Below are 5,580 nucleotides of genomic sequence, written 5' to 3' on the forward strand. Positions count from 1 at the left end.
CCCGCCGGCGGGTCTGAGCCGGCACCGGCCTTTCGGTAAGCTGGCCTCATGCAGAAACTTCTTGTCACCGGCGGCGCCGGCTTCATCGGCTCCAATTTCGTCCACTATGTACTGGAGAACACCGACCACCACGTCACGGTCCTCGACAAGCTCACCTACGCGGGCAATGTGGAGTCGCTGGCGGGCCTGCCTGCAGACCGGTTCACGCTGGTGCAGGGCGACATCTGCGACGCCGCCGTGGTGGAGCGCCTGGTTGCCGGGTCCGACGTCGTGGTGCACTACGCCGCGGAATCCCACAACGACAACTCGCTGCACGATCCGCGCCCGTTTCTGGACACCAACATCATCGGGACCTACACCCTGATCGAGGCCGCGCGGAAGCACGACAAGCGCTTCCACCACATCTCCACCGACGAGGTCTACGGCGATCTCGAACTCGATGACCCGGAGCGTTTCACCGAGAGCACGCCCTACAACCCCTCCAGCCCGTATTCCTCCACCAAAGCGGGCTCGGATCTGCTGGTCCGGGCCTGGGTGCGGTCCTTCGGCCTGCAGGCAACCATCAGCAACTGCTCCAACAACTACGGTCCGTACCAGCATGTGGAGAAGTTCATCCCGCGCCAGATCACCAACGTGATCGACGGCATCCGTCCCAAGCTGTACGGCAAGGGCGAGAACGTCCGTGACTGGATCCACGCCAACGACCACTCGTCCGCTGTCCTGGCGATCATCGCCGGGGGCCGGATCGGGGAGACCTACCTGATCGGCGCCGACGGCGAGAAGAACAACAAGGACGTCGTCGAACTGATCCTCAAGCACATGGGCCAGGCGCCGGACGCGTACGAGCACGTGGTGGACCGGCCCGGCCACGACATGCGGTACGCCATCGACTCCTCCAAGCTGCGCGAGGAACTCGGCTGGAAGCCGCAGTTCTCCAACTTCGAGGCCGGCATCGAAGACACCATCGACTGGTACCGGAACAACGAGGACTGGTGGCGGCCCCAGAAGGCCGCCACGGAAGCGAAGTACAAGGAACAAGGCCAGTAGATTATGTCGATCGAGTTCTCGAAGAAGCTCACAGCGCACGAAACCCCGATCCCCGGCGTCGTCCTCTACGACCTTCCGGTCCACGGTGACAACCGGGGCTGGTTCAAGGAGAACTGGCAGCGGGAAAAGATGGTGGCGCTTGGCCTGCCCGACTTCCGTCCGGTGCAGAACAACATCTCGTTCAACGAATCCGCCGGCACCACCCGCGGCATCCATGCCGAGCCGTGGGACAAGTTCATCTCCGTGGCCACCGGCAGGATTTTCGGCGCCTGGGTGGACCTGCGCGAAGGCCCGACCTTCGGCGCCGTGTTCACCGCCGAGATGGACCCCAGCCAGGCCATCTTCATTCCCCGCGGGGTGGGGAACGCCTTCCAGACGCTGGAGGACAACACCGCCTACACGTACCTCGTCAACGACCACTGGTCCGCCGACGCCCAGGGCCAGTACACGTTCCTGAACCTCGCCGACGAGACCGCGGCCATCAGTTGGCCGGTGCCGCTGGGCCAGGCCGAGCTCTCGGACAAGGACAAGGCGCACCCGCGCCTGGCGGACGTCACGCCGATGCCGCCGAAGAAGGTCCTCGTGGTCGGCGCCAACGGCCAGCTCGGCAAGGCGCTGCGCCGGCAGTACGACGGCGACCCGTCCGTTGAGTTTGCCGGCCGGGACAAGTTTGACCTCGGCAGCGAGGACGCCTTCGCCGGACGGAACTGGAAGAACTACTCCACGATCATCAACGCCGCGGCCTACACCGCCGTGGATGCCGCCGAGTCGGCCGAGGGCCGCGCGGCTGCCTGGGCGGTCAACGTCACGGCCGTGGCGCGGCTGGCCCGCACCGCCGTCGAACACGACCTCACCCTGGTGCACGTGTCCTCGGACTATGTCTTCGACGGCACGCGCGCCACGCACGACGAATCGGAGCCGGTGGCGCCGCTGGGCGTCTACGGCCAGACCAAAGCCGCGGGCGACGCCGTCGTCAGTGTGGTGCCCCGGCACTACATTGTGCGCACGAGCTGGGTGATCGGCGAGGGCAACAACTTTGTCCGCACCATGGCCTCGCTGGCCGAGCGCGGCATCGAACCGTCGGTGGTTGATGACCAGATCGGGCGGCTGAGCTTCACCGAAGACATCGCCGCCGGCATCCGGCACCTGCTGGAATCGGGCGCCGAGTACGGCGTCTACAACCTCAGCAACGACGGCGAGCAGCAGTCCTGGGCGGACATCGCCGCGGACGTCTACGAACTCTCCGGAAAGCGGCGGGAAGCCGTGACCGGTGTGAGCACCGAGGAGTACTTCAAGGGCAAGGCCGTCTCGCCGCGGCCGCTGAACAGCGCCCTTAACCTGGACAAGATCAAGGCGACCGGGTTCACCGTTCCTTCCGCGGCGGAGCGGCTGAGCGACTACCTCGGTTCCTGATTTAACGGTCCTTAACGGTCAGCCCCAGGCACCACAACGCAGACCGGCCCCCGCATGTGCGGGGGCCGGTCTGCGTTGTGCGTGGTCCGGCGTCAGCCAAGGCCGCTAATAGGTGAGCGTTTGGCACCCCAGCAGGGAATTGTTCAGGCTCAGCATCGAGACCGCGACGCCGTAGGCGCACACCCGGTACTGGCCGCGCTGGGTGATGGGGACCGATGACGTGAAGCCATGGTTTCCGACCGTGTCGAGGGCCCGGTTGACGTCCGGGCGCTTCTGGTCGGCCATGAAGGCGTACCCCTTCCGGATTCCGTCAGGCGAGGTCACGTAGACGTGGTCCGGGATCGATGAGGCGGGGAAGGACGGATCCAGTGTCCAGCCGGAGGCCTTGATGGAGGCTTTGCCGCTGGCGACCTGGATCGAGGCCCCATCCAGGTAACCCATGGTGGCGGGGGTCGGGGCCGCGCTGATGGACTTGCAGCCCAGCAGGGTGTTGCCGGCCGTGACCGGGGCGATGCCGATGGCATAGGCGCACACGGTGTACTTCCCGGCACGGGTCAGCGGGACCGAGACCTGGAAACCGTGGTCACCGACCGTCTGCAGCGCGGCGTTGACGTCCGGACGCGGGCGGTTCGCGGTGAAGGCGTAGCCGGGGTTGGTTCCGTTGGGCGACTGGACGTAGACGTGCACGGGCACGCTCTTGCCTGGCTGCACCGGATCCAGTGCCCATCCGCTCACCTGGAAGTTCGCGGCGTTGGGCGCCTGGGTGAGCGACACCGAATCGTAGGAGCCGAAGGGTGCGGGGTTGGCCCCGACGTTTGTGGTTTTGCAGGACAGCAGCACGTTGGCGTTTCGCCCGATCCCGTAGACGCACGCACGGTACGATCCCGGAACGGTGGCTTTGACCTGGTAGTCGAAGCCGTGGGCCAGCCCCAGGCCCGTCGCGTCCGCGACATCCTTCCGGGCGACGTTGGCCGTCATCCGGTACCCGGTGGTTTTCCCGGCCGGGTCGGTGACGTAGGCGTCGGCATAGCTGGAGGCCGAGGGGTTGGCGAGGTCGGCTGCCCAGCCCTTGAGCTGCAGCGTGACCTTGTCGGCCGTGCGGACCTGGCCGAAGCTGTCGAAGGACCCCGTCGGTGCCTCCACCCCGGTGGCCCTGATGGACTTGCAGTCCAGGAGTGTGTTGCCGAAGGACCCGATGGCGTAGGCACAGACCTTGTACGTGCCCGAAGCCGTGATCCGGACCGTGCCGTCGAAGCCGTGCAACGGACCGTAGCCGAGGGCCTGGTCAACATCGGGCCGGGGCTGGTTGGCCTGCCAGGCGTAGCCCTTGGTGGTCCCGGACGGATCAGTCACGTAAATGTGCGTCTGGATCGAGGACGACGTCCTGGCCAGGTCTACCGACCAGCCCCGGGCGCGCAGGGAGACCGCGGCGCCGTCGCGGGATACGGAGAGGTCGTCGAAGGACCCGGTGGGCAGCGGCGTCCCGGCGAAGCGCTGGAGTGAGGCATAGTCGCCGTTCCAGATATTGGAGTCACCCACGAACGGTCCGGTGCTGCTGTATTGCCACATGCTGAAAACGCTCCAGCTGGAGGGGACGGGCCCGGCGTTGTCCGTGGCGGAGAGCGGGTAGGACGCGACCCACAGCGGATAGTCGCCGAAGCCCGCCGCGTTGGCCGTGCACTGGTTCCACCACGACGTGTTGGTGTAGATGACGGGAAGGCGGCCCGTGAGGGCCCGCATGGTGTTCCCGAAGTCGCGCACCCAGGACGTCAGCTGCGAGGGGGACATGCCGTAGCAGGTGTTGCCGAAGTAGAAGCCGTTGATGGTTCGGCCGGCGTAGGGGTTGAATTCGAAGTCGAGGACCGGGGGCATGGTCCGGCCGTCGGCACTCCAGCCGCCGCCGTTCTGGACGAAGAAGCGTGCCTGGTCGGCTCCCGAGGACCAGTTCGGGATCGCGAAGTGGTAGGCGCCCCGGATCATCCCGACGCTTCGGGCGCCGTCGTACTGGGCACCGAAGGAATCATTGGTGAAGTAGTTTCCTTCGCTGGCCTTGACGTAGGCGAAGCGGGCCCCCATGTTCCACTGGCTTTGCCAGTTGACGCTGGTCTGGTGGCCGCTGACGTCCAGGCCTTTGACCCCGTACGACGGCGACCACGTGCCCTGCGTGGTGAGCGATTCAATGGCGGCGGACTCGGTGGTCGCCTTCAGAAGTGGCGACGGAGCGTTGACCCGGGCGGAGGGCTGGCCCATCTCGGCGCCACCGGGTCCGACCGCCGCGGCCATGGCCGCCCGGTCCTTGACGCCGCCTGCCGGCGCCGCGGTCGGTGCCGGCGCCTGCGTTGCGGTCGGTGCCTGCGTCGCGGTCGCGGTCGGTGCCGGTGCCGGGGCGGCCGTGGCGGCCGGGCGGGCCGTTGCAGATGGCGCCGGAACGGTGCCCGTGACCGTCGGCGACGGGCTGGCAGACGGCGTGGCAGACGCCGGGGGCGTGGCCGGCTGCTCGACGGCGGTTGCCGGCGACGGAACGCCGGTGATAGCCAGCAGGGTGGCGGCGAGGAGAATGGCCCCTGCCCGGCGGCATCGGTGGCTGGTGGGGGGATATAGGGTGCGCTTCATGTTCCGCTCCGGGGCAATGGCACGCTGTGGGAGCCGCGCCACACGGTCTCGCGCCCGAGGGGCTACGAAGAGAGCTGGCCGGGCTGAGAGAATGTCTGACTTAACGCGCTCACCCTAACATCGGCCGACATCTGAGACCAGTGATTCAAGTGTTACCAAAGTGAAAGTTGTCATGTTGAAACCAGGCGGTTATCCACATGCACCCACGGCACCCCTTGCCGGGCCGGTTGCCCGCCCCTAGTTTTAACCCCATCGCGCCGGCAAAGGGGCGGCAGTCATATGGGGGTCCAGGTGGAGGCTGTACGCATTGTTGAGGACGAGGTCCGTGAGCTGATCCGCCGGCGGGGCCTTGACCCCCTGCGGGAGTCCGGCGAAGTCCGGCGCCTGGTCGAGGCGGCTGTAAGCGACTACGACGAACGGGCCCTCCTGGCGCCGCTGCCCCCGCTGGGCCCGTTGGAGTCGGCCCGGAGATTCGTCTTCGACGCTGTGGCGGGCTTTGGTGCGCTC

Annotated in this window: 3 protein-coding genes and 1 pseudogene; 3 read left to right on the forward strand and 1 reads right to left on the reverse strand. The window is 67.0% G+C overall.

Annotation, left to right across the window (positions count from 1 at the left end):
- The first annotated feature begins 48 nt into the window (after positions 1 to 48).
- Both rfbB and Y706_RS0106900 read left to right on the forward strand, forming a co-directional pair.
- A complete protein-coding gene (gene rfbB, locus Y706_RS0106895; RefSeq protein WP_028276024.1) occupies positions 49 to 1,047 on the forward strand; it encodes a dTDP-glucose 4,6-dehydratase in 999 nt (332 codons plus the stop codon).
- Positions 1,048 to 1,050: 3 nt separating this feature from the next.
- Positions 1,051 to 2,460: a sugar nucleotide-binding protein gene (locus tag Y706_RS0106900; protein ID WP_028276025.1), complete on the forward strand. Its 1,410-nt coding sequence runs from the start codon at positions 1,051 to 1,053 to the stop codon at positions 2,458 to 2,460.
- Positions 2,461 to 2,565: 105 nt separating this feature from the next.
- Here Y706_RS0106900 and Y706_RS0106905 read toward each other — a convergent pair whose 3' ends face one another.
- Positions 2,566 to 5,073, reverse strand: a complete 2,508-nt coding sequence (locus tag Y706_RS0106905) for a lysozyme (RefSeq protein ID WP_028276026.1) — start codon at positions 5,071 to 5,073, stop codon at positions 2,566 to 2,568.
- A gap of 291 nt (positions 5,074 to 5,364) precedes the next feature.
- On the opposite strand from Y706_RS0106905, the pseudogene Y706_RS28670 reads away from it, so the two are divergent.
- Positions 5,365 to 5,580, forward strand: a pseudogene (locus Y706_RS28670) (CpaF family protein); the annotation flags it as partial.

The sequence above is a fragment of the Arthrobacter sp. I3 genome, assembly GCF_000520575.1.
Classification (GTDB): domain Bacteria; phylum Actinomycetota; class Actinomycetes; order Actinomycetales; family Micrococcaceae; genus Arthrobacter; species Arthrobacter humicola_A.

What these genes read in the sequence shown, in the direction of transcription:
- rfbB (WP_028276024.1), top strand. Translation starts at nt 49, where the DNA reads ATGCAGAAACTTCTTGTCACCGGCGGCGCCGGCTTCATCGGCTCCAAT.
- Y706_RS0106900 (WP_028276025.1), top strand. Translation starts at nt 1,051, where the DNA reads ATGTCGATCGAGTTCTCGAAGAAGCTCACAGCGCACGAAACCCCGATC.
- Y706_RS0106905 (WP_028276026.1), bottom strand. Translation starts at nt 5,073, where the DNA reads ATGAAGCGCACCCTATATCCCCCCACCAGCCACCGATGCCGCCGGGCA.